Consider the following 22403-nt stretch of genomic DNA (forward strand, 5'->3'; position numbering starts at 1 on the left):
AATCAATACGCAGTAGGCCGCGTGAAAGTGACCATTGCTGTTCCCAACAAGATCTTTACGTCTAACACTATGCTCCAGTTATTGATGTACCACAGATCATGCTCCACGCGCTTCTCCATCATCTCGAGCGCGCGGGTTTCTCCGCGATAACCATTAACCTGGGCCCAACCGGTGATGCCGGGCTTGACGTGGTGACGGAAGGCGTAGTTGCCGATGATCTGCTCATATTCGGTGTTGTGGGCGGCCGCGTGCGGGCGCGGGCCGACCAGCGACATGTCGCCCTTGAGCACGTTGAAGAGCTGCGGCAGCTCGTCGATCGAGGTCTTGCGCAGCCATTTGCCGATGGCCGTCACGCGGGGGTCGTTCTTCTGCGCCTGCACGATTTTCGGGCCGTCCTCGAGCACGCGCATGGTGCGGAACTTGTAGATCTTGAAGGCGCGGCCGTTGAAGCCGTTGCGGGTCTGGCGGAAGAACACCGGCCCCTTCGAGGTCGCCTTGATCAGCACGGCGGTCACCAGCATCACGGGGGCGAACACGATCAGCGCCAGGGCCGTGCCGGCAAGGTCGAGCGTGCGCTTGAGCGCGCGTTCGTTCCGGGAGAGCGGGGCGCGGCGCAGCTCCGCGGTGAAGGTGTTGCCGGTCGATTGCAGCGGATAGCGCAGGAAGCGCGCGGCGTGGGCATCGGGCACCAGATGCACGGGAACGGGCAGGATCTTCAGCGCGTCCAGGATGCTGTCGATCGCGTGCTGCCGGCTCCAGTTCATCAGCAGGAAGATGTGCTCGACCCGGTTCTCGCGCGCATAGGCGATCAGCTCGTCAAAGCGCGGCGCGATCGCCGACAGCAGCAGTGGCGAGGCGAGGTCGGCGGAGCGGATCTCCATGATCCGCATCAGGCGATAGCCGTGCTGGGCGAGGTCCATCATGGTGTTGGAGGCCGCCGGCAGCCCGAATTCGGCGATCATCACCGCGCGGCTGTTGGCGAATGCGCCGGTCGCAAGCGCCCTGGCGGTCCAGCGCCCGGCCGCCAGCTTCCAGGCGAGCAGCACCGGGAGCCCGACCAGGTAGAACGAGAGCGTGGTGCCGCGGGAAAACTCCTCGCTGACCTTCATGGTGAAGGCGATCGCCAGCAGCGCGCCGAACAGCCCGGTCCACGTCGTCACCGTGGTGCGGAACGCGCGCGACAGGTTGGTGATGTTCTTGAGCCGATAGCCGTGCTGGACCGTGGTCAGCAGGATGAAGTTGACGGCGATCAGGAGGCTTGCCGCGACGTAGACATCAGCCTTGCCCAGCGCCGATTGGGTGTAGAAATGATAGGCGACCGCGCAGCCGATGCCGCTGACCACGATCAGCGCCGCATCCACAACGGCCATCCCCCGTTCCACAACCAAAGGTCGCAGCCACCGCGGCGCATACCCTTTAGGTGTTTTTGCAAATGGCTCGACTCCACCAGTTTCCGTCGCAGAATCAGGGACGGGCACCTGTCGAGTGGAAAGAATTGTCATCCTGGCAAACCCACTGACGCAAAATTCCTTACCGAAGAAGCCGTGCTATCGGTCAAAATCGCTGTTAAAACAAGGCGAAGGGAAAATTAACCTTACCCGATCAGTTGCATTGTAGTCCATCTCGCCCCGACTGATATGTTCAATTTTACAAACCATTAGGAAAAATCCCGTTGCCTCGAACCCAGTCCCGGCGGCGGACGACGCCGAGAGGGAAGCGTTACCTCGCCGTTGCCTTGGCTGCCCTTGCCTTGGCCGGGACCGTGCTGCTCCTGCTTCGCCCCGATGCGGCGCCCGTACGAGTCCCGACGGCCTCCAGCGCAGCGGTCAAGCTCCTCCTGGACGGGCCATATGGCGCGCGCTTTGGCGGCGAACTCGCTGCATCCCGGCAGGGATATTTCTCCTCCCGCATTGAGGTGGCGGCCCAACCCGACCCGGACTTCGTCCAAACCATTGCACGTCAACATGCCATCGGCGTGACGAGCGGCCAAAAGTTCCTGCTGGCAAGCTGGCGCGGGGTCGCGGTGACGGCGTTTGCAGCAAGCTTTCTCGATACTTCCGTCTCGATCTTTACTCTCGAAAGCTCGGGCCTGCGGCGGCCGGCTGATCTGGTCGGAAAACGAATCGGATACCGCAAAGCGAGTGAGGGCGATGTGGTGTTCGATGCCATGATGGCGCAGCTTGGACTGCCTCGAAGCCAAATCGCGAAGGTGCCCGATCGCGACAGTTTCGAGGCTCTCAGGGCCGGGGAGGTGGATGCGGTCATTGCCGCAATCGACGCCCAACCAGATCCGGCCAGTTCGAATAGCATGAAGTTGAATGTCATCAAGCCGCAAGACTACGGGATTCATGTTCCTGGCTTGGTCTACTTCGCAAGCACCGCTCTCGTCCATGAACAGCCATCCATGATCGCCGACGTCCTTCAGGGCCTCATCCGAGGATGGCAATTCACCTACGCTGACTATGCACGGAGCGTGCCTGTTCTTCTCGCTGGTACCGGACCGACCGCTCTGGATCCCGTACGGCTCAGGTTCGAGCTGCAGCAGCAGCGGTCCCTCGTGCTTCCGACAGGCGGCCGCATCGGCGACTACGACGAAAGCCGCTGGCGGACGCTCCGGGATATCCTGCTCTTTGCGAAGCTCGGCGAGGAAGACGTGCCTTTGGCTCAGACGGTCAACTACCAGTTCCTTCGGGATGTGTACCGCCGTTCACCCGACCTCGCTGCTCCAGGCGCCTGGAGTGAGCAGAAATAGGACCGAGAAGCCACACCCGCGCGCCATATCGTCCAAAAGTCGCTTGGCCGCCCGGCATCGGTTGCATTTCTGCCGGTGGCTTTGGTAAAGTTCGGCTCACTATTTGGGCTGGTCGTGGAGTGGTCTTGCGAACTGGCGGCGTCGGTCGGCCGGGGCCTGACGAGCGCGTTCGGGGATTAACTCCGCAGGGCTGAGGAGCTGTTTTGGATGTTTAAGACGTTGATGCGAGCAGGCCTTTTGGGCGCAAGTGTTACGTTCATCGCGGCGAGCGGAGCGAACGCCGCGATGCAGACGCCGGCACCGGCAGCCCTGCTCACGGGTGAGAGCCAGGTCACGCCTGTGACGTTCTGGGCCCAACCCTATCCCTATCGGTACGTGCCGTGGCGCCGTTGCCCTCTGGTGCGGGTCGAGACGCCCTATGGCTGGTATATGGACCGGGTTTGCGCGCCTCTCGGCCCTGTCCTGCGCCGGGCCTACTGAGATTGAAGTAACCCGAGCGGCGCTGCCGTTTCAACGAATTTCAGGGCAGCCGCGCGGACGACGCGGCTGCCTTGCTCGTTTTTGTTTCATTCTGTGCCAACCTTTTGTGCGCGCGGCGCGGGTTCACCATGAATATCTTCCCGTAGTCTGGACAGGCTGTCGCATGATGAAGATTGTGTTACCTGTCCGGCGGGGCTGCATCGGCAGCGTGATTGCGTAATGCGGCGGTCGCTAGATCTCACAGGATGAGGTTCCTGCGCACCGAGCGCTGGTAGAGGATTGCGATGACAGGGGCTGCTACCTACGAACTCTCCGGCAAACGTGTCTTTGTCGCGGGTCACCGAGGCATGGTCGGATCAGCTGTCGTCCGCAGGCTTGCGTCCGAGCATTGCATCGTGCTGACGGCCGATCGTCACGAACTCGATCTGACGAAGGAAGAACCCACGCTGAGATGGCTTGAGGCGAATCGCCCCGAGGTCGTTGTTCACGCTGCTGCAAAGGTCGGCGGCATCGCAGCCAACAACAATTTCCCGGTCGATTTTCTCTGCGACAACCTTGCGCTAGAATTGAACGTGATCCGCGCAAGTCACATGGTTGGCGTGCAGCGCCTGTTGTTTCTCGGCTCGTCTTGCATCTATCCCAAACACGCTAAGCAGCCGATCGCCGAGAGCGAATTGCTGACCGGACCGCTTGAGCCGACCAACGAATGGTACGCCATCGCGAAAATCGCCGGTCTCAAGATGTGCCAGGCCTATCGTCGCCAATACGGAGACGATTATATTTCGGCGATGCCCACCAACTTGTACGGCCGCGGCGATAACTATCATCCCGATCACAGTCACGTACCAGCCGCACTGATTCGCCGCTTCCATGAAGCAAAGCTCGCGCAAGCGCCGACCGTGACTGTCTGGGGCACGGGGACGCCGCTCCGCGAGTTTCTCAATGTCGAAGATTTCGCCGACGCGTGCATCTTCCTTCTGAAGAATTATTCAAGCGACCTGCCGATCAATGTCGGTAGCGGCGACGAATTGTCGATTGGCGATTTTGCGGCAACGGTTGCAGACGTGGTGGGCTATCGGGGCAAGCTGGTTTTCGATACGTCCAAGCCGGACGGTACGCCGCGTAAGCTGCTCGATAGCTCGCGGGTGCGGGCGCTTGGTTGGCAGCCAAATACTTCTCTGCGCGCCGGTCTCGCTGCTGCGTATGCGGATTTTCTAAAAGGCTACGGTCGTCATTTGGAGGTTAGCGCCACCAGCTGAGCCAGCTATTCTGCTGCAATAGTTTAATCTCTGAAAACTTACTTGGATTGCGCCTTTATGCGGGTTCTTTTGGTCGGCATCAATTACGCCCCCGATCTGATCGGAGTGGCGAAATACAATAGCGAGCTCTGCGAAAGCCTCGTCGCCGAAGGTCACGAGGTCAGGGTGATCACGGCTCCGCCGTATTATCCCGCCTGGAAGATCCCGCACCGCTTTAGTAGTTCTTACTTTAGAACGAGTCATATCGATGGCGTTCGGGTCACGCGTACGCCGATCTATGTGCCTGAACATCCGTCAGGGGCGAAGCGACTTATCCATCATGCCTCCTTCGCACTCTCGAGCGCAGTGCCGGCCCTCGCGAATGCGCTCTCCTGGCGACCAGACGTCATGATCGCGGTAGCCCCGTCTCTGATGTCGGCTGCCTTCGTCTCGTTCGTTGCTCGTCGCGTCGGCGCCAAATCGTGGCTCCACATCCAGGATTTCGAGGTCGATGCAGCGTTCGATCTTGGTCTGCTGCGCAACGGTTTCTTGCGCAAATGGATGCTTAGAACTGAAGCAGCGATCCTCAAATCCTTCGATCATGTTTCGACCATCTCTCAGCCGATGCTGGATCGCCTGATCCTCAAAGGCGTGGACTTCGATAAAGCCACTGAGGTCAGAAATTGGATTGATACCCGGGCGATCTGCCCCGCTTCGCGGATGACGAAATATCGCGAGCAGCTCAAGCTTGGCGAGACCGACATCGTTGCGCTCTACTCCGGAACGATGTCGAGAAAGCAAGGGCTTGAATTCGTGATCGAGGCCGCGATCGGGTTGGAGCAAAGCCATCCACATATTCGCTTTATCCTTGCCGGCGACGGACCAGATAAGACGAGGCTCGAGCAAATGGCCGTCGGGCATCCCAACATCCACTTTTTCGGGCTTCAGCCCAAGGAAAGCTTCAACGAGTTGTTGGCAACTGCAGATTTCCACCTGATTCCGCAGAAGGCGGAGGCGGCCGATCTGGTGTTACCTTCCAAGCTTGGCGCGATCTTCGCGTCCGCTCGGCCAGTCATCGCCATGGCCGAAGAGGGTACGGGGCTTGCCGCGGAAGTCATCGGCGCGGGCCTTGTGATTCCACCGGGAGATTCGTCCGCTCTTCAAGCCGCAATTTGCCAACTTAGTGAGGCATCCGGCCTCCGCGAGCACTATGGCGAGGAAGGAAGAAAGCGCGCCCTTGATCGGTGGGACCGACAAACCATTGTTCATCGGTGGTCGGAAGTCATGGCCGACGCGCGCAAGTCGACAGGGCCGAAGGGTATCGGACCGACAAGCGCTAACGACAACATTGGACTCCCGGTGGAGGATGCGGTTCGCTTGCCTTGAGGCGTCTGACCGCGACTGCGGAGAGATGACGGCTGATGAACAAGAGCAGCCAAAGGTGAGCGTCGCGATGAGCGCTTACCTCCAGGCCGCTCGTTGTGACGGCTGATCTGACTCAGGATCACTCGTGACGCGGAAAGTATCTGAATCCGTGCTGCTTGATCAGTTCGTCCCGTTTTGCCGATTCGAGATCTTCCTTCATCATTTCCTGAACCAGAGACTCGAAGGAGGTCGTTGGCTCCCATCCGAGTTTCTGCTTGGCTTTCGATGGATCTCCCAAGAGAGTCGCGACCTCGGTGGGCCGAAAATAGCGAGGGTCGACCGAGACGATACATTTGCCGGTAGAGACGTCGTAGCCCTTCTCATCGACGTCGCTGCCTTCCCAGCGAATGCTTATCCCGACTTCGCTGGCCGCAATATTAACGAAGTCTCTCACGGAATGCTGCACACCAGTGGCGATGACGAAATCCTCCGGCTTCTCCTGCTGCAGCATCAACCACTGCATCTCGACGTAGTCGCGGGCGTGGCCCCAGTCGCGCAGCGCGTCGAGATTGCCCAAATACAGGCGCTCCTGAAGACCTAAATGGATTCGCGCGAGTGCTCGCGTGATCTTTCGGGTAACGAAGGTCTCACCGCGAACAGGAGACTCGTGATTGAACAGGATGCCGTTGCAAGCATACATGCCGTACGCTTCGCGATAGTTCACCGTGATCCAATACGCGTAGAGCTTGGCGACTGCGTAAGGAGAGCGCGGGTAAAAAGGAGTGGTCTCCTTTTGCGGAATTTCCTGAACCAGTCCGTATAGTTCGGAAGTCGATGCCTGGTAAAAGCGGGCCGCCTTCTCGAGCCCCACGATGCGCATGGCTTCGAGAATCCGCAGCGTCCCCAGCCCATCGGAATTCGCAGTGTATTCGGGTTCCTCGAACGACACGGCCACATGGCTCTGCGCAGCCAGATTGTAAATTTCGTCAGGCTGTACCTGGGCAACGATCCGGATGAGGCTGGAGGAGTCCGTCAGATCGCCGTAATGGAGGCGGAACGGCGGATCAGGCTCGTGGGGGTCAAGGTAAAGATGGTCAATGCGGTCCGTGTTGAAGAGCGAGGTCCGGCGCTTGATGCCATGGACTTCATAGCCCTTCCCAAGGAGTAACTCGGCCAGGTAGGCCCCGTCCTGGCCGGTAACACCAGTGATCAACGCGCGCTTTTTGGTCATAAAAATCTCATCGCCATGGATGCGTGTTCTTACCCAAAAGCCCGTCCCGAGGCTACCCGCGGTGCAGCATTTTGGCCCGGATTGTGCGCTATTATTAACGACCCGGGCGCCTTGCGAATTCGCAGCGGAAGGACGCAGCTAAGACCTCGTGAGTCCGCGGGTCCAGAGCTGAGGGTTCAGATCCGCTTCCGTACGCAAGAAGACGTAGTTGTCCAAAGCCTCACCCAACTGGATGATAATGCCGCTCAGATTGTCCAGAACGAAAAGCGCTCGTCCTCCTCGAACGAGCAATACCAGATGATGTTCTCCTGTCGTACGGATAGCGACTTCACCAAGGAGGAGAGACGAGCTCGGCCAGCCCGATCGCAGCAGCAGATGGCGCTTCGTTACAGCATTTCCCACAGTTTCCGGCGGAGGGGAAAATCTGCCAGTCATAGTCATTCCGGCTTACGGATAGACTCTCTGGCGCGATACCAGAATTGACCGTCGAGATGATCAGGTTGAGTTCGCGCCAGCGCTGTCCTCGAGAGCGGAACACGGTTTTGCGGCGGTCGCGCTGTTCCTGACAGTCGTCGGGATACTGAGTACAGAACAGCATAAATGAAAGCGGAGGTACGACCTCCTGCAGTTCAAGACTGGAGTAAGCGGGCTGGCTGCAAACGCAACACGCCAGCACCAGCATGCGGGTAGCATGTCGGATCATCCCATCGGCCTCATGGCGGACCGGGACGATCCTTGTATAATGCGACGCAATGGTGAAAACGCCATATCAAATGTGAGGCAGTCAATGCCTCAATCTGCACCGCTAACCCGATTGGTTCTGTCGGCGCCTCGCTGCGGCGAGACCATCGCGGTGCTCGGCCTCACCTTCAAGCCCGACACCGACGACATGCGCGATCCGCCGTCGATCCCGCTGGTCGCCGGCCTGATCGACATGGGCGTGAAGGCCTTCGATCCTATCGGCATGGAGCAGGCCAAGGGCGAACTGCCCAGCATCACTTATTGCAAGGACGCCTATTCCTGCGCGGGAGGCGCCGATTGCTCCGGCTGGCGAGCGCATCAGATGATGTCGAGGCGGACCAGCAGGTGATAATTCGCGACCAGTACACCGAGTACGCCTTCGGCGGGAATGACGCGCTCGCGCTTGCAGAGGCCGAAGTTTTCGCCCGCGCTCATTGTCCGCAGGTGTGGTGGTAGTCTGGGTGGCCGCGAACTTCAAGCCGTACTTCCTCAGCGGATTGGGTAGAAGGCCGAGCGTTTTTTCCTCGACGGTGCTCTCACCCGTATCCGGATCGGCCGGCTTGTCGACGGCCAGCAGCGATGGACGGTCCCTCGGAAACGGGTCGACGCGAGCCGCGTCGCGGCCCAGGCACCGACCTCCCGTATGGGGCAGATTGCGACCTCGAGCCCATCGAATTGAAACTAAGTACGTCTCCAATCCTCCCGAAGCCGACGTAGCTTCAGAGCTTCAGAAGACTATAGGTGCGAACGTGACCGGCCTCATCAACTGACGAGGTCGTGATGACCAATGTTTCAAGCACTGCAGAGGCGCCCAATAGCGCGTCCCGTGGAACAAGGGGAAGATCGTTGGTGCTAAGCCGCCACTCCGCCCGAAGCACGTTTGCTCAATCCGGACGAAGCTCCAAGTTGAGGGTCAAGTCCGCGATCTTGCGTTGTTCAACGTCGCGATCGACAGCAAGCTCCGGGGCTGCGACGTCATAAGCTTGAAAGACGGCGTGGCGCCAGATCGCGAGTGCGGGCCCGAGTCCCACCAACAACCAATTTAGTTTTCCAGCTTGCGCGAGCCTCAGCAGAAGCTTCGGTCCACCGGAAGCCCCGGACCATGCGAATGAGCTGCTGCCGGTTTGATGGACACCGGGTTAAGCTAATCCCACCTTGCGCTCGAACTCAACAGGGCTGAGGTAACCGATCGTCGAGTGACGTCGGGTCGTGTTGTAGAACCGCTCGATGTAATCGAACACATCTGCTCTGGCCTCGTTCCTGGTGCGATAGGTTTTGCGCTCGGTGCGTTCGGTTTTCAGCGACGAGAAGAAGCTCTCCATCGCCGCGTTGTCCCAGACGTTGCCGGACCGACTCATGCTGCAGACGATGCCGCTATCAGCCATCAAGCGCTGGAACTGCTCGCTGACGTACTGGCTGCCGCGATCGGAATGATGCATCAGGGCATCCGGCTTGCCGCGCCGCCAGACCGCCATCAACAGGGCGTCCGCAACCAACTGGGCGGTCATGCTGGCGTTCATCGACCAGCCGACCACCCGGCGCGAGAACAGGTCGATCACCGCCGACACATAGAGCCAGCCCTCAGCCGTCCAGATGTAGGTGAAGTCGGCGATCCACTTCTGGTTCGGGCGCTCGGCCTCGAACTGCCGATCCAGAAGATTCGACGCCACGTTCGCAATCTGGCGATGGCCTGCGTCCTTCGGCAGACGCCGGCGTCGTGGCCGCGCCCGCAGGGCCTGCAGGCGCATCAGCCGTTCGACCCGGTGCAGGCCGCATTCGACGCCGTCCGCCAGAAGGTCTCGCCAGACGCGCCGCGCGCCGTAAGTCCGGTCACTGGCAAGGAAGCTGACCTTGACCTGCTGGCCTACGGTCTCGTCGCTCCGGGATCTGGCGCTGGGCGATCGGTTCAGCCAGGCATGAAAGCCCGACCGCGACACGCCCATCGCTTCGCATAGCCATGCCACCGGCCAGATGCCCCGGTGCTTCGCGATGAAGCCGAACTTCATGTCGCTTCCTTCGCGAAGTAGGCAGCGGCCTTTTTTAGGATATCCCGCTCCGCCTTCAGCTTGTTGACCTCGCGCCGCAGCCGCTCGATCTCCAATTGCTCAGGCTTCAGTTGCCCGTGGCCGGGGAACGACTGCGCAGCGTCGAAGCCGAACTCCTTCACCCATTTGCGCAGCACGTTCTCATGAACGCCCAGGTCTCGGCCAGCTTGCGCCACAGATACCCCGCGCTCCCTGACGAGCTTGACCGCCTCGATCTTGAACTCTCGACTGAACTTCCGTCTCTGCATGACCCACCTCTGGCTCGATAAAACACCCAATCTCGGTGTCCATCAAACCGGCAGCAGCTCAGAATGGTGCACCGCTGAACACGGGACGTTAAACTTCGGCGATTTCCTCCAAGAGTGCTTTGGCAGAACGAAGGTCTGATGTTTCGAACCCTTCCGTAAACCAGCCGTAGACGGGACCGAGGAGGCCTCTCGCGTCGGCCTTCCTGCCCTGGTCGCGCCAAAGCCGAGCCAGACTCATGGCCGCACGTAATTCAAAGGATTTCGCGCCTTGGCTTTGGGCAATCTTGAGCGCAGCTTGCAAGTAGTTCTCGACCTCCTCAGCTGGAGCACCACGAGTAAGATGCAGTTCGCCCTCAATGCATGCAAGCTCCGCCTCCCACATATGTTCTTCGTTGCGCGCAGCAATGGCCTTCGCTTCGGCCAGGGTGGCCAGCCCGTTTTCGTCGTCACCTAACTGGTGGTGCATCGCCGCGAGCATCCACAAGTACCGGACCTGGTACCAACTGGCTCCGAGCCTGGCCCTCTCGTTCAGACTGAGGCGCATGAGGGCCAGGCCGCCCTCCACGTTACCTTCTTGGGCCATTGCCCAACCCCGTAGGATGAGACCGCTCAAGCGCCAATAATTCAAACTGTGCTGATCGGCGAGATCGATGATGGCTTCAGCGTGCGCATGCACACCCGCCACGTCACCCATCAGCTCCGCAGGCCCCGCTCCGCCATAGACCTGCACGTGCGCCGTAAGGTTCGTTTGATTTAACTCCGCAGCGTATTCAAACGCCGCGCGGCTGGCCCTCTGCGCCTGTTCGGAATAGCCAAGTATCCAAAGCACGATCGCCAGGTAGGGTAGCGCCGAGGCCTTCGGGTCATGTACATAGTGGACAGGTGGCGGCCGATGCGTATCCGGCTGATAGCGCCTCACGATCGCTTCGAGCTCTAAGCGCGCCGTAAGAAAGTCGCCGGCGTGCATGGCGGTGAGCGCCGCCAAACGATGCGTAGCTAGTTTGAGCGCCGTGTCCCCGGTGCGCTCGGCAGCGCGCTGGGCCTCGGCGACAAGGCTCTGCATGGCACCAAAGTCGCCTCGCACGAAGTGGAAAACAAACTTGCCGCTAAGGGTGGCGAACAAGGCATCCGTGTCATCGAGTTCATAGCAGAGCGCATGGGCCCTGCTGAAGGCCGTGCCAAGCTGCGGAGCCGTGTATCCGTGAATGGCAATCAGCGGACCTCCGATCGCCGTTTGCAGGGCGAGTTCCTGGCGATCGCGCTCCGGCCCTTCTGGATTCGACTTGAGTGCATCCAGCCCTCTTGTGAGATGAGCGATCGCCTCGAGATTGGCGGAACGCCCCGCGGCAATCCGGCCCGCCCGCAGCCAATAGCCGACCGCCTTTCCCGCCAGTCCCCCCTGCGTGAGGTGCAAAGCGATCGTCTCCGGCTCAGCTTCTGCACGGGCAGGATAATGTTCCTCGAGAGCTGCAGCGATGCGAGCATGGATCTGCTGCCGCTTGCTCTTTAAAAGGCTCTCATGCGCGATGTCTTGGACCAGCGCATGTTTGAAGCTATAGCCCGTATCCGGAGGTGCTCCACGGCGGAATATGAGTTCCGCTGTCATTAGATCATTGAGAGCACGCTGCAGCGCGTGTTCGTCGAGCGCCGTTACCGATCTTAGAAGCTCGTGTCCGAATTCGCGCCCAATGCATGCCGCGATCTGGGCGACTTCCTTTACCGGCGCCAATCGATCGAGGCGCGCCATCAACGAGTCCTGGAGCGTCGTCGGGATCGCTAGGGGCGGCAAAGGACCAATCAACTCATAGTAGCTACCCCGGTCTTTGAGCAACCCGGATTCGAGGACGGCCTTGGTGAGTTCCTCGACAAACAGCGGCACGCCATCAGTTTTAGCCAGAATCTGCTCAAGCACTTCTTGTGGAAGTATTTTGCCGCCAGTGATCCGGTCCACGACAGTCGCCCCTTGCCTGCGGCCTAGTCGGCTTAAAGAGAGCGCCGTCACGTGCCCATGACCTGCCCAGCGCGGAACGAACTCAGGCCGGAAGGTGATGATGATCAGAATCGGGAGTTGCTGCACTTCGTCAACGGCCCGGTCGAGGAGTTCGAGCATGGTAGGATCTGCCCAGTGAACATCCTCGTAGACGGCGAGCAGCGGCTGCCTTGCCGCCAGGCCTTGTATCTGCTCCAGGAGAGCCTGGAACGTTCGCTCCTTCTTCTGGTGTGGGCTAAGTGCAAGTGGCGAGTATCTCTCCCCCGTCGGGATTGCCAGGAGGTCCGCAAGAACCGGCGCGCTCTCATGCACGTCGTTTGTGGCAAGAGCGAGCATGGCCTCGAGTTTATCGAGCTGTTCTTCGGGAGCGTCCTCCCGTCGTATTCCTGCTGCCCGCTCAAGGAGCCCAATGACAGGATACAAGGCGGTGCTGGTATGGAACGGAGAACAGAAATGGCTCAGTGGCGTGTGCGGCGCACCTGCGAGGTGGTCGCGCAGCGCCCGCACGAGCCGGGACTTGCCAATGCCTGCTTCGCCGCCGAGCAGGACAATCTGTCCCTCTCGCTCTTTCGCCTGCTCCCAGCGCTCCAGGAGCAATGCAAGTTCTTGGTCTCGTCCGACCAGCGCGGTCGTTGCCATGCCGTGCTGGGCGTCGAATCGACTCTCGGCTGCGCCCTCACCACTGACAAGCCAGGCCTGCACCGGCTCCGGGAAACCTTTGAGCGGCACTGTGCCGAGGTCCTGGTAAATGAAGGCTTCGGCCAGCAGGCGGCGCGTTGACTCGGCGATCACCACATCACCGGGCTCGGCCAGACTCTGCAGTCGGGCAGCCAGGTTCGGGGTTTCGCCGATCACGGCGCGCTCGCGAGCCTCTCCCTCGCCTATCAGTTCGCCGACCACGACGAGACCGGTTGCAATGCCGACGCGTGCGGCAAGCGCTACACCGCCCGGCTCGGTAAGGGAGGCGACCGCCTTGGTCACTCGAAGCCCGGCGCGGACGGCACGCTCCGCCTCATCTTCATGCGCCCGCGGCCAACCGAAATACGCGAGAACGCCGTCGCCCAGGAGCTTGGCTATGTGGCCTTCGAACCGGGCGATCTCGCCCGCCACGGCGTTGTGGTAGGCCTGCATGAGGTCACTCAGCTCCTCGGGGTCGCGCCCTGAGGCGAGCGCGGTGGAACCGACCAAGTCGACGAACATGACCGTAAGCTGCCGACGGTCCGCCTCTGAGGGCAGTGACGGCCTTGTCCGTTCGGTTGGCTCACCAGCATCAGTGGCGACGGAAGCGATCGATGACATGCGCGCCTGAATCGCTTTCAATATGGTCTTGCGCGGCCCGAGCGGCAAGCCGAGTTCTCGCAGATCGGCTTCAGTCAGGTCTTGCAGGACATCAGGCGTGACTTCGGCTTCCTGGAAAGCGCGAGTGTAGCGCTCCAGCCCAAGACTGCGAAGCCATTCGGCTATATCCACGCGACGTCTCCTCGCGCGGCGCCAAGCGATACGACGGCGAGTTCAGTTGAAGGTATGTAACCTCAGCTTCAGTGAGCCATCCGCTTGACGCTCGAACACATGGGTGGCAATGCCGCCGGCACTTTGGCGGCTCCCATCCGGTCCCTTGCCATTGGCCGTCCATTTTGCGGTACTGTAGACGACCTTCTCGTCTCCACCCGCATCTATGATTGTTAGTTTGTGATCAGTGAATCCGCCTGAAAACAGCCCAGCAAAGAATTTTTCGATTTCTTCCGGACCCGATATAACCTGATGCGTTGGTGGTAACACTTTCGCGTTTGAAACGTACGCTGTGGCGACCCCTTTGGCGTCAGCTTTGTTGAACGCCGTATCCCACGCGGCATAAGCTCCGGTAACTTCGGCTCTCACGTCGGAGTTCGTCGAGGAGGCCAGGTTCGGCATGATTCCCTCCCTCAGAATTGGCTTAGTGACCTCCATCATACTACTGCTGGCTAGTCCGCGAAATCGGAACTCGCGGGAACAGGGCGTGCTATTAGGCCGCGGACGAAACGAGGGCACATCCATACTTCCGCTGAGGGCTATGAGCGCCCTTTTCCGACTTCCTAGATTTCACAACGGCAGGGGGGATGGGCGCAGCAAGTCCAATTGTCGGAAGTCACGCCGAGCCCGGCGGGATAGGAGGCGAGTTTGGCGAACGTGATCGGCAGAACCTAGTTTTCGAGCTCGACGTACCCCCGAAGCCTGAAGACGATGTCGGGCACAGCGTGGCGCAGGCGTGCAGCGTCTTGCGACGTAGTCGAGAACGGTGCGAACCTGATCATGGCGTTCCAAGGTCGACTTCCGTAGACGGTGATCGAGACTCCGGATTTCGGAAAGCCATCCATTTTGCGAAGCTCACCAAGGACGAGGTCGGCGATCGCCACCGCGGGCAGTCGCGCTCGTTTTTCATCGGGGCCGCCCGGGGACAAGGGAACGAGCGGCTTGGCTGGCGGCGCTGCCGCGACCGCGGGCTCCCGTTGGAGTGTTGACGGCATCTCCGGCGCTGGAGGCGCGGCGACGGGCGACGCGGACCGAGCAAAAATACCACTGATTAACGCCGCAAGGCCTGCATCTTTCGCGTCATCGCTCATTCGCTCTCTCGCAGTTGAGGGTAGCCTAGCAGCTTTCCGAAAGGATACCACCACGCTCTGAGCAAGCGCAGGGCGGTTCCTGTGTTCGCGATCGAACATTCAGGCGTGCAAAGTTTCGCTAAGCTCCTCCTCAGCGAGATACCTGATTCACGAAGGGGCGTCGAAGGTGTTGGGCGGTCTGGTGATGCGCTGGCGTATGCGCAATTTTTTGTTGATTTGTCCATCGTGCAAAAATGCCGCTACCGCGATCCACGGGCGCTACATGCTCGGCCAGGAGCGATTGACGTGCGATCGCTGTGGAGCGACTGACTGTGTGACTTTCTGGCGTTTTGAAGGGATAGCTCACCGCGCGTGCGCGATGAGCAGCCGGAAGCACTCTTGCGTTCAGGGCTAGTTAGAACAGCGCTTTTTTGGGGGTAAGAGAATGACAAATTGTGTGATCGTTCGGGCCTATGGAAGGCAATTGGATCAGTTGCGCGGAGAGGCATCCCGCATTTCGCGGGCAAACAAAATCGATCGAGCGCGGAGTCCAAGGCACACGATTTTGCTTTGAGGACGCTGACGCGAAGAGGGCGTTCGTCTCAATCTGCGAAAACGTCGGTGTTTCGCATATTGATGGCGCCCCGCCCGCGTGAACAGGCGAGACCGCGATTGGTTTGTTCGAGGCGTTCTTCGAATGCCTTGATGGCGGCAGCAGCCAACCGGAGCGTGAGCATCGAGACTAATTCCATGAGGTTCGGAGCGACCCAGGCTCAAGGCTGGGGGAAAGTTGAGCCCGGCCTTACATCGGAATCCAGGCAACAATGAATCGGCTTGTTGAGTCCTATCCGGCCAGGACGTCCTCGCGCGACTTCAGCAGGCGTTTGGCCAGCCGATGGCGTATCCGAGCGGGTCATCGAAGCGAGTGCGCCTTGCATGTCAGGCGAAGGATCCGGACTGCGCGAGCCGAATCAGCATCGTGAGAAGTCGATCCTGGCCAGCGCTTCACCCGGGTTGTCGGCTTTGCCACAGTCGTCGGACGGCTTGGGGTTGCAGTCTTTCCGCGACTGGCAGCAGTCCTTCTGTGAATGGCAGTCGTCGTCCTTGGCGTCTTTCCAGTCACTATCGCGCTTCGAGCAATCGCCCGTGGGGTCACCGGGGCAGTCATCGTGGCCGGTCTCGGCCGATTTCGCACATTCGGCGGCAAACCCGGTGACGCCGACATCTTGCGCAGGCCCCGCTTCTCGTCTGAGGCTCGTCATTCCGACCCGAAACGGTCTGGCCGCCGCGGCAAGATGGATGATCATATCTGTTCCATGGGTAATTTCCGGTCGGTGCGCTACGCTCACGCGAGTCATACTAAGGTGCCGGAGATTCGCATTGATTTCCTTTTCCTTCTCGGTGTCGAGATGTGCCGTGCCCTCGTCCAGAAACAGGATCTTTGGTCGGCGATAGAGCGCGCGCGCAAGCAATACTCGCTGTTTCTGCCCGCTAGACAACGAGCTTCCCATGTCACCGATGAGGCTGTTGTAGCTCATCGGCATTGCCATGATGTCGTCGTGGATGCCGGCAATCCGCGCGCAATCGATCATCGCTTGCAGATCGAATGCTGTGTCAAAAAAGCAGATATTGTCGGCAATCGATCCCGACAGCAATTGATCCTCCTGCATCACCGCGCCAATCTGCTCGCGATAAGCGCGCGGTCCAATCTGGCCTAGCGGAAGACCGTCGATCAGAACCTCTCCGCTCGTTGGCTCGAGCAGCCCAAGCATAATCTTGACAAGAGTCGACTTGCCGCAGCCCGATGGTCCCATGATCGTCACGAATTGTCCGGGAGCAACGCACAGATTGACGTTGTTAAGAATCAGAGACTCTCCTTCTGCATACCGGAAGCACACGTTGCGCAGTTCGATCGCGCCGCGAATCTGCCGGATATACGACAGGTCCAGGTGGTGCCCGCGCTCGAGCGGGGTGAGCGCAATGTCGGCGAGACGCTCCAGGTGCAGTCCGAGAATGCGGACATCTACCAGCTTCTCGATCAACAGCGCTGTCCGCTCAGCGAACTGCAGCTTGTAGCTGACGAACGCGAATATCATTCCAACCGTGATGAGGTTGTCCAGTGCGAGACGAGCGGCGAGGTAGATCGTGATTACGTTCTCCAAGCCAAATATCGTGTCGTTCATCGCTTTGAAGCTGATCCTGGCCCGGCCTAGCCGCACGTTGGCGTTAATATACGCAGCATAGCGATTCAGCCACTGGCCCTCCCGTTCGTTCTCTCGGTTGAGCAACTTTAGGCTTTGCACCGCTCGCACGGTTTCGATGAAGGTGGAGTTCTCGTCTGCCTTGCTGTGAATGGCCACTTCGCTCCGTTGTCGGAACATCCCGAAGAGAGCGAGCCGCAGGGCGGCATACAACGCGAACGCCAGCAGGACGACAAGTCCGAGCTGGATGCTGTAGGTGAACATCAACACCAGCATCAACACCGACATGAGACCGTCGATCAACCCCGTGATCAATCCCTCCGCGAGCACGTTGCGGATGGGCTCGATCGAATTGAAGCGTGACAGGATGTCGCCGATGTGCCGCTTTTCGAAGAATGAGAGCGGCAAGCGCACCAAATGATGAAACAGCCGCGCGCCGATTTGAAAGCTCAACGTGTTTTGCAGAACGAGAATAATGAAGGAGCGGGTTGCGGTCGAGGCGATCCGTATCAGGAGAAGGAGCGCGAATCCTAGCCCGAGTACGACCAGGAGATCGACATCTCCCCTGGCGATGACCTCGTCAACCGTGAGCTGCATATAGAAAGGGGCGGCGAGGAGAAGCAATTCGATGACCACTGACAGAACTAGTATTTGGGCCAGAGCATAATTGCTTCCGTTCATTCCGCTCCAGAAAACCGAGAACGGCAGTCGCATTCTCTCATCTGTGCGGCAGAACGTTTCAGTAGGCGAGAGTTCGAGCGCGACCCCGGTAAGATGTCTTGATGCTTCAGTGAGGGGAAACCATTTCTCGCCGGCTGCCGGATCGTGCACCACGATCCCTTTCCTCCTGTACGCTTTCAGTACAACGAAATGAGCCATGTCCCAGTGCAGAATAGCCGGGACACGCAATTGGCAGAGATGGCCGATCTCGATTCGCAGCGGCCGACATGACAGCCCCAGGTGAGCTGCTATCTGCATGAGGTCGCGGAGAGTGACGCCCTTTAGGGACACTGGATGCCGCCGCCGCAGGCTGTTCAAGTCAGTTCGATGACCATGATAAGACGCCACCATGGCGAGGCATGCGAGCCCGCATTCCGTCGCCTCCGTCTGCCGGATGACCGGGAGGGATCTGCGTCCGCTGAAATTCAATAGTCCCTGCATGGGCTACATCCTTGCGCTTAACACCGGATCAAGCAGCCAGCTCATCAGGGACCGCTGCTCAAGGATCACGTCGGCCCTGAGCAGCATGTCCGGCTGAAGCGGCATCTTACGGCCATAGGCGTCGATGTCGGGCCGCTCGAGAGCCGCAGTCACACGGTAAGCCGGTTCCTTGAGGGCGATCGGCCCGGTCGTTTCGTTGCCGGTCAGAATGGTGTGAGAGACGTTGGTCACGCTGCCGCGGTAGGTGCCGAATTTCTGATAAGGAAATGCATCGTAAAGTATCCGAACCTGCTGGCCGGGGCGCACAAAACCAAACGCGCGTGTCGGAAAGAACAGCTCGGCCCGCAAGTGCGCATCAACGGGAATGATTTCGAGCTGCATATGCCGGGGATCCGCGATTTGGCCTATTGTCGCCTGCAGCGTCGATACGCGCCCACTCGTTGGCGCCTTGATAACGTAAGCCTGCCGCCCATTCACTTCGGCCACGCGCTGTTCGATCGAGGACAGTTCATTACGCAGTCCTCGGATCCTCTCTGCGGCGATGGTTGGGAGTTGCTCGAGTGTATGCCGAGCGTCTGTCAACTGGGTGTGTCGCGCGGTGATCTGCTGATCGAGCGACACCACACTTTGCTTTTGCTCAAGTGCGGCCTGCTCGCGGCGCTTGAGCTCAATCGTTGGTAATGCGCCGCTCGCGGTTAGCTTAGCGCCCGTTGATACGAAGCTCTCGGAAAGTTTCAGTCGCTCGTTTTGGATGTTCCGCTGGTCCTCGAGTTGGATAATCTCTCCTTCAATCCCCTTGATCGTGGAACCGAGGCGATCCCGTTCTGAGGCGGTTCGGCGATCTTCGGCATCGATCTGTCGCTCGACCACATTGCGTTGCTGCGTCAGCACCGCAAGTACGGTCGCATTGACGTCATCTCCATTGGCCGTGATTTGGGAAGTAACTATGGTCAGGAGCGGGTCGCCCCCCGCAACCTCTTGCCCCTCCTTCACGTGTATCGCCTTGATGAAGCCCTGTTGTGATACGAAAATCTTAGCTGTGCCGGAGGTCGGCGTCAGATACCCGGAGACGGTCTCCTTGCGGGCGTATTGCGCGATGGAGAGAAAACACAAAATGAATACAACGAGCGCCGCAAGGCTCCAGCTAAGCAGTGTGCTCGACAGCGGCTGCAGCAATACGACCTCACCCCAGGTGTGGCGCTGATGCAAAAAGTCGACGGCTTCCTTACGAAACAGAGTTGGTCGGTTCGCCATGGACGCACCTTACTGAAGCGCTGCGCGGAGTATCTTTCCGCCCAAAGCAAGACTGCGGATGGCTACCGGAGAACCGCTTCCCCTGCTGGAGAAGCGGTTCGCCGATGCATCCCGCCTTTACCCAATAAAGACTTGGGACTGCTTGGACAGCAGGCCAACCTGAACTTGGTTTCCGCTGAGCACATTGATGTCGCCAGTTCGGATCAGTGATCCGCCATCCTGGCAGCCACAGCCGCCGGTGCCGGCGGCCACGAGGTCGAGCTCCTCATCAGACAGTTCGATAGGGTGAGCAAGTTTGGTCATCTCCAGCATGTTGGTCTCCTTTCGATGTAAGTGGCGGAACATTGATGTAACTGTTGCCACGTCATCACTAGGTGCGAGACGCCAATCTGGATGCACGGTCGCGTAAATTTTGTGAGCGGCGCGTGTTTGACGCTCGCTGTATCGCGTTCTGCAGCGTCGTGTGCAAGGCGCTTTAAAGTGGGAGTCGGTGGCGGCTTCGTCACAGTGAGTTGGACGGTCTGGTCTGCTGGATGTTCTGCGCGGCTGAGATGCGACATCGCGCGTTCGAAGGAAAGCGCGATGACGCGCCATGTGGCGAGCTCGGCCCAAGAAGCGCCTTAGCTTGTTTCGATCGCTGCACTCATCGCGGAAGCTGCGCAAGTCGCCGCGACTTGTCACGTCCTGTCACATAGCGTGTTGAAGGTGCTTCGAATGTCCCTCGATGGCATTACATGGTGGTCGGATCCGATGCGTGCTCTGAAGTTATAAACGCGACTAGCGACGATGTTGACGCTGTCCATTTTGGAAGTTGGGTCGAGGACTTACGTTGCTCCTCTCAGCGGCTCACCTGGCCGCCGAGAACGACGTGCTATGGTCCGCCTGCACTCTGAGACCACGTCACCCTTTGGCGATTGGGAAAAAAATTTTTGAAAACTTCCGGGAACGAAGTCGATGCTTGCTGACTTGAGTTCGCCGACAGCGATTTCGTATTTTTTTAAAACCGATCATTTAAATAAATTAAATGCTCGGCATTAAATGCCGCAGGCCCTGTGCGTGAAAATGTCGCGCATCTGCTCTGCCTTATGTCGCGCATCTGCTCTGCCTTATGAGGGGTGACTTCGACCATGCCCCATCAGTGCCTCGATTTAACAAAGGCAAAGTCTCGCTGCGGCGTAGCGCGCCATGACAGCTATCTCACTGGCGAGACGGCTCTTAATTACGAAACAGCTCTGCTCGAGTGCGCCTCCGGATCGCAGTCCGCCGTCGGCCAGATCTACGCGCGGGAGAAGGAACAGTTGCGCGCGATGGCGCACCGTATCGTGCACGACAGATCGCGTTCCGAGGACGTCATCCACGACGCATTCGCGCAGATTCTCCGATATGCGAAAAACTTCGATCCTGCACGAGGATCCGCCCGGGGCTGGATCTACGCGATCGTCCGCAACACGGCGCTTAAGATGCGGCAGAACGCCAGGCGCGAACTCGCGCTCGAGGACGATGCATTGAATGCCATCTGCGCGCGCGAGCAGGCCGCTCCGAACCCTGCCTCTTGTATCCCAGACAGCATGACGCTGCGAACCATGCTCGATCAACTCGAGCCACAGCGCCGCGCGAGCCTGCTTCTGGCGATCGTCGACGGGCGCACGCACGAGGAGATTTCCGAATACCTCCGGGTTCCTGTCGGAACCGTCAAGGCGTGGATCCGGAGAGAGCTTGTGGCCATGCGCCGGCAGCTCGAATGAGGCGTGAATTGTTTTTTCGCCGCTGCATCCATCGGCGTGCTTCGGCGACAGTAGGGGTGATGGCGCGGTGATCCGGGCAGGGCACGCGCGCGTGACGCACGTGCCCGCGACTGTCGCAAAGCTGAAGCGAGGAGCGAAGCCATGTCTATCCTGAGCAGTGTTACGAGCATTCTCGGGCTGATAAAGGGCGCCCCACCCGAGCAATGCACGTCAACCAAGCCCGACGATTGTGGCGACGGCAGGCAGTCAAAATGGAACGACGATCACAGCGCTGACGACGACTGCTCGGAGAACGGCGACGGCAAGGACAATTATGCCAAGCTTAGCGGCGCCTACCCCAAGGGCGACTACCCAGAGCACGATGGGGGCTGGAAGGACGCCAAGGACGGCGAATACCAGCCCAAGGACCATTGCGATCTCGGGCCGGCTGACGATCGCAGCAGGGGCGACACCGATCGCAGTCCGGGTGACGCGCTGGCCAAGTTCGACTTCTCCCATAGTGAGTTCGCGGGTGATTTCAGCTCGCACGGTCCAGATCATTCGGGTGACATACACGGCGCGCTAGCTTCGATGTCTTGCGACGATGCGCTCGAATACGCCATCGGTTTGATGGGCCCAATGGATCACTTCGACGTAGGGCATTTCGACACGGCGACGGATACGTCGCACGACACGGACGCCTGACATGCCGAAGAGACTCGCCTGGCGGTGAATGCTGCCGGGCGAGGGTGATTTTTGATCAAGAAAGGCGGCGGTCATGCACCAGGTAGAAAAGCGCGAACTGTTCGAACAAGAGCGGAAGATTTTCGAAGCCGGAGTGCAGCGTGCTGATAAGCGATCCGGCTCCTTCAGTTTCTTGACCTGGTCGTTCTTCATTGCCCCGCTGATTGCCTGCGAAGAGTTTCTTGCCGCCCCGTTCAGATCCGCGCTGGCCGAGCAAGAAGACGCGACAGCGGCTCAGGCAGGTGCGAGGCCGCAACGGACGAACGACGAGCTGCCTGCGAGCGATCCCGCGAAGCTGGGCGCGGAGGATGAGAGGCCCAAAGCGCCGGCCGCTTCGTCGGAGACGCATGTGACTCAGCTCGATCGCGCCGGTCTCCTGGCGGAGCCGCATGAACACACGCCCAGACCGGGCACCGCTCGTGGCGAAGCAGTCGCCGCGAACTATGGGGGTGAGGGCGTAGGTGGCGAAGATGCAGATTCTTGCAAGCACCATGCTCACACCTCGGCCGACGTCAGTAGCGTCACTTGCATCAACTCGCTGTCAGCAGATTCCGACCTCGGAAGCACTGAACTGTCTGGTGGGGCAACGCTCGAATCCATTGGCTCCAATGTGCTTTACGACTCGTTTAGTCCGTCGGTGGTCAGCTCCT

At 59.6% G+C, this 22403-nt stretch carries 18 protein-coding genes and 2 pseudogenes; 8 read left to right on the plus strand and 12 right to left on the minus strand.

All coding sequences use genetic code 11. From position 1 onward, the window contains the following. Positions 1-2: 2 nt before the first annotated feature. Positions 3-1370, minus strand: a complete 1368-nt coding sequence (locus IVB19_RS08200; RefSeq protein ID WP_247821271.1) for an undecaprenyl-phosphate glucose phosphotransferase — start codon at positions 1368-1370, stop codon at positions 3-5. Positions 1371-1762: 392 nt separating this feature from the next. On the opposite strand from IVB19_RS08200, the gene IVB19_RS08205 reads away from it, so the two are divergent. The 4 genes from IVB19_RS08205 to IVB19_RS08220 all read left to right on the plus strand — a co-directional run bounded on the left by IVB19_RS08205 (position 1763) and on the right by IVB19_RS08220 (position 5856). Then, entirely contained in the window at positions 1763-2752 is a 990-nt protein-coding gene (locus tag IVB19_RS08205; protein ID WP_247821272.1) for an ABC transporter substrate-binding protein, read from the plus strand. Between the two features lie 207 nt (positions 2753-2959). Beyond that, on the plus strand, positions 2960-3232 hold the full coding sequence (locus IVB19_RS08210; protein ID WP_247821273.1) for a hypothetical protein: 273 nt from the start codon (positions 2960-2962) through the stop codon (positions 3230-3232). Positions 3233-3516: 284 nt separating this feature from the next. Beyond that, the gene (locus tag IVB19_RS08215; protein ID WP_247821274.1) at positions 3517-4491 is read left to right on the plus strand and encodes a GDP-L-fucose synthase family protein; all 975 of its coding nucleotides are present in this window, start codon (positions 3517-3519) and stop codon (positions 4489-4491) included. 57 nt (positions 4492-4548) lie between these two features. After that, entirely contained in the window at positions 4549-5856 is a 1308-nt protein-coding gene (locus tag IVB19_RS08220; protein WP_247821275.1) for a WcaI family glycosyltransferase, read from the plus strand. A gap of 118 nt (positions 5857-5974) precedes the next feature. Here the strand turns inward: IVB19_RS08220 and gmd are convergent, their stop codons facing one another. From gmd to IVB19_RS40120, 3 genes are all read right to left on the minus strand, one after another. After that, positions 5975-7066: a GDP-mannose 4,6-dehydratase gene (gene gmd / locus IVB19_RS08225; RefSeq protein WP_247821276.1), complete on the minus strand. Its 1092-nt coding sequence runs from the start codon at positions 7064-7066 to the stop codon at positions 5975-5977. Positions 7067-7204: 138 nt separating this feature from the next. Next, positions 7205-7507: a transglutaminase-like cysteine peptidase gene (locus IVB19_RS40115; RefSeq protein ID WP_345946561.1), complete on the minus strand. Its 303-nt coding sequence runs from the start codon at positions 7505-7507 to the stop codon at positions 7205-7207. Then, positions 7395-7748, minus strand: a complete 354-nt coding sequence (locus IVB19_RS40120) for a transglutaminase-like cysteine peptidase (RefSeq protein WP_253075558.1) — start codon at positions 7746-7748, stop codon at positions 7395-7397. The genes IVB19_RS40115 and IVB19_RS40120 overlap by 113 nt, the downstream gene beginning before the upstream one ends. Before the next feature lie 156 nt (positions 7749-7904). Between IVB19_RS40120 and IVB19_RS08235 the strand changes: the two are divergent. Both IVB19_RS08235 and IVB19_RS08240 read left to right on the plus strand, forming a co-directional pair. After that, positions 7905-8105, plus strand: a pseudogene (locus IVB19_RS08235) (UDP binding domain-containing protein); the annotation flags it as partial. 544 nt (positions 8106-8649) lie between these two features. Next, a pseudogene (locus IVB19_RS08240) lies at positions 8650-8796 on the plus strand (tyrosine-type recombinase/integrase); the annotation flags it as partial. A gap of 150 nt (positions 8797-8946) precedes the next feature. Here the strand turns inward: IVB19_RS08240 and IVB19_RS08245 are convergent. From IVB19_RS08245 to IVB19_RS08275, 7 genes are all read right to left on the minus strand, one after another. After that, positions 8947-10100, minus strand: a protein-coding gene (locus IVB19_RS08245) for an IS3 family transposase (protein ID WP_088930867.1) whose coding sequence is annotated in 2 segments (ribosomal slippage) — positions 8947-9851 and positions 9851-10100 — 1155 coding nt in all. Because the reading frame shifts where the segments join, the coding sequence is not laid out codon by codon here. A gap of 88 nt (positions 10101-10188) precedes the next feature. Then, positions 10189-13560 (minus strand): adenylate/guanylate cyclase domain-containing protein, encoded by a 3372-nt coding sequence (locus IVB19_RS08250; RefSeq protein ID WP_247821277.1) that lies wholly within the window; start codon positions 13558-13560, stop codon positions 10189-10191. Between the two features lie 42 nt (positions 13561-13602). Next, a complete protein-coding gene (locus IVB19_RS08255; RefSeq protein WP_246648595.1) occupies positions 13603-14001 on the minus strand; it encodes a YybH family protein in 399 nt (132 codons plus the stop codon). Positions 14002-14270: 269 nt separating this feature from the next. Then, the gene (locus IVB19_RS08260; RefSeq protein ID WP_247295628.1) at positions 14271-14690 is read right to left on the minus strand and encodes a hypothetical protein; all 420 of its coding nucleotides are present in this window, start codon (positions 14688-14690) and stop codon (positions 14271-14273) included. A gap of 950 nt (positions 14691-15640) precedes the next feature. Beyond that, entirely contained in the window at positions 15641-18031 is a 2391-nt protein-coding gene (locus IVB19_RS08265) for a peptidase domain-containing ABC transporter (protein WP_247821278.1), read from the minus strand. A 3-nt stretch (positions 18032-18034) separates the two neighbouring features. Then, positions 18035-19285 carry a beta-barrel domain-containing protein gene (locus IVB19_RS08270; protein ID WP_247821279.1) on the minus strand — a complete coding sequence of 417 codons (1251 nt, stop codon included), beginning with the start codon at positions 19283-19285 and terminating at the stop codon, positions 18035-18037. A gap of 117 nt (positions 19286-19402) precedes the next feature. Beyond that, on the minus strand, positions 19403-19597 hold the full coding sequence (locus IVB19_RS08275; RefSeq protein WP_157643074.1) for a hypothetical protein: 195 nt from the start codon (positions 19595-19597) through the stop codon (positions 19403-19405). A gap of 815 nt (positions 19598-20412) precedes the next feature. Here IVB19_RS08275 and IVB19_RS08280 point away from each other — a divergent pair. Together IVB19_RS08280 and IVB19_RS08285 are read left to right on the plus strand one after the other, a co-directional pair. Beyond that, positions 20413-21030, plus strand: a complete 618-nt coding sequence (locus IVB19_RS08280; protein ID WP_247821280.1) for a sigma-70 family RNA polymerase sigma factor — start codon at positions 20413-20415, stop codon at positions 21028-21030. A gap of 141 nt (positions 21031-21171) precedes the next feature. Then, the gene (locus IVB19_RS08285; protein ID WP_247821281.1) at positions 21172-21714 is read left to right on the plus strand and encodes a hypothetical protein; all 543 of its coding nucleotides are present in this window, start codon (positions 21172-21174) and stop codon (positions 21712-21714) included. A gap of 55 nt (positions 21715-21769) precedes the next feature. On the opposite strand, the gene IVB19_RS08290 is transcribed toward IVB19_RS08285, so the two are convergent. Continuing rightward, positions 21770-22246, minus strand: a complete 477-nt coding sequence (locus tag IVB19_RS08290; protein ID WP_247821282.1) for a hypothetical protein — start codon at positions 22244-22246, stop codon at positions 21770-21772. Positions 22247-22403 lie beyond the last annotated feature (157 nt).

Origin of the sequence: Bradyrhizobium sp. 187 (assembly GCF_023101005.1) — a bacterium.
GTDB classification, from domain to species: Bacteria; Pseudomonadota; Alphaproteobacteria; order Rhizobiales; family Xanthobacteraceae; genus Bradyrhizobium; species Bradyrhizobium canariense_D.

Bases quoted from the DNA above. Each gene is read 5' to 3' on its own strand.
- IVB19_RS08200 (WP_247821271.1), bottom strand. From the start codon at position 1,370: ATGGCCGTTGTGGATGCGGCGCTGATCGTGGTCAGCGGCATCGGCTGC.
- IVB19_RS08210 (WP_247821273.1), top strand. From the start codon at position 2,960: ATGTTTAAGACGTTGATGCGAGCAGGCCTTTTGGGCGCAAGTGTTACG.
- IVB19_RS08215 (WP_247821274.1), top strand. From the start codon at position 3,517: ATGACAGGGGCTGCTACCTACGAACTCTCCGGCAAACGTGTCTTTGTC.
- IVB19_RS08220 (WP_247821275.1), top strand. From the start codon at position 4,549: ATGCGGGTTCTTTTGGTCGGCATCAATTACGCCCCCGATCTGATCGGA.
- gmd (WP_247821276.1), bottom strand. From the start codon at position 7,066: ATGACCAAAAAGCGCGCGTTGATCACTGGTGTTACCGGCCAGGACGGG.
- IVB19_RS40115 (WP_345946561.1), bottom strand. From the start codon at position 7,507: ATGACTATGACTGGCAGATTTTCCCCTCCGCCGGAAACTGTGGGAAAT.
- IVB19_RS40120 (WP_253075558.1), bottom strand. From the start codon at position 7,748: ATGCTGGTGCTGGCGTGTTGCGTTTGCAGCCAGCCCGCTTACTCCAGT.
- IVB19_RS08255 (WP_246648595.1), bottom strand. From the start codon at position 14,001: ATGCCGAACCTGGCCTCCTCGACGAACTCCGACGTGAGAGCCGAAGTT.
- IVB19_RS08260 (WP_247295628.1), bottom strand. From the start codon at position 14,690: ATGAGCGATGACGCGAAAGATGCAGGCCTTGCGGCGTTAATCAGTGGT.
- IVB19_RS08265 (WP_247821278.1), bottom strand. From the start codon at position 18,031: ATGCAGGGACTATTGAATTTCAGCGGACGCAGATCCCTCCCGGTCATC.
- IVB19_RS08270 (WP_247821279.1), bottom strand. From the start codon at position 19,285: ATGGCGAACCGACCAACTCTGTTTCGTAAGGAAGCCGTCGACTTTTTG.
- IVB19_RS08275 (WP_157643074.1), bottom strand. From the start codon at position 19,597: ATGCTGGAGATGACCAAACTTGCTCACCCTATCGAACTGTCTGATGAG.
- IVB19_RS08280 (WP_247821280.1), top strand. From the start codon at position 20,413: ATGCCCCATCAGTGCCTCGATTTAACAAAGGCAAAGTCTCGCTGCGGC.
- IVB19_RS08285 (WP_247821281.1), top strand. From the start codon at position 21,172: ATGTCTATCCTGAGCAGTGTTACGAGCATTCTCGGGCTGATAAAGGGC.
- IVB19_RS08290 (WP_247821282.1), bottom strand. From the start codon at position 22,246: ATGGTGCTTGCAAGAATCTGCATCTTCGCCACCTACGCCCTCACCCCC.